The organism is Spirosoma soli, from assembly GCF_042684525.1.
GTDB lineage: Bacteria > Bacteroidota > Bacteroidia > Cytophagales > Spirosomataceae > Spirosoma > Spirosoma soli.
Window position 1 is genome coordinate 1 of record NZ_JBHULN010000056.1, and the last position, 951, is coordinate 951.

General features: G+C 49.5%; 1 protein-coding gene. It reads left to right on the top strand.

Annotated elements, in window-relative coordinates; all coding sequences use genetic code 11:
* Nucleotides 1–103 precede the first annotated feature (103 nt).
* Nucleotides 104–934, top strand: a complete 831-nt coding sequence (locus ACFSUS_RS29050; protein ID WP_381528807.1) for an IS982 family transposase — start codon at nucleotides 104–106, stop codon at nucleotides 932–934.
* Nucleotides 935–951: the final 17 nt, after the last annotated feature.

Sequence of the window (951 nt, forward strand, 5' to 3'; positions counted from 1 at the left end):
TAATCTAAGTTGCATGAAAGGCAGTTGATACGATCACAAAAAAGACATAGCTCAGAGCAGGCGTACCTTTGAGCTGCGAAAACAACGATAACCTGCTCTGGCTATGTCTGAAAAAGTGATTGCAATTTACTGCTTTCTCGACGATTACTTTCTGGAAACCAACCATCGTGGCTCTTGCAAACCACAAGCTAGCCCAAAAGTATCCGACAGTATTGTGCTGACAACCGCCATCATATCGGCCCGCTTCTTTGGTGGTAATCAAGCCTCGGCCATGCTTTATATGGCTGATAAACAAGGCCTGCTCATGCTGGAGAAGTCCGCTTTTAACCGACGACTGCACCGACTGGCCCACACCCTGAGCGCGCTGTTCTACTACCTGGCTGATTTCTTCAAAGCCCTCAATCTTAGAGGGCAGTACCTGATCGACTCGTTTCCGGTGGCCGTTTGTGACAACATCCGCATTGGGCGCTCCCGGTTGGTTAAAGGGGAAGAGTACCGGGGCAAAATTGCCTCTAAACGGCGATTCTTCTTTGGGTTCCGCGTCCAACTCATCACCACCCTCGATAAGCAGCCCGTGCAATTTTTCATGCTGCCTGGCTCGTATGTCGACGTAACGGCCTTGCAGATGATGCATCTGAACTTGCCTATAGGCAGCGAAGTGTTTGGCGACGCGGGTTACACCGATTATGAGCAGGAAGCGTTTTATGCCGAGTGTGAGCAGATTTACTTGCAGATTCAGCGAAAAAGCAACAGCAGGCGGCTTGACCAAACCTGGCAAGCGGCCTACAAAAAGGCTTTGCGCCAGCGTATTGAGCAGGCCTTGAGTCAGATCACGATGCGCTTTCCCAAGAAGATTCATGCCGTTACGGAAGCGGGTTTTCTGATTAAGCTTGTCTTGTTTCTGTTGGCCTATGCCCTCGAAACAAGCTTATGACATACAACTTAGATTAA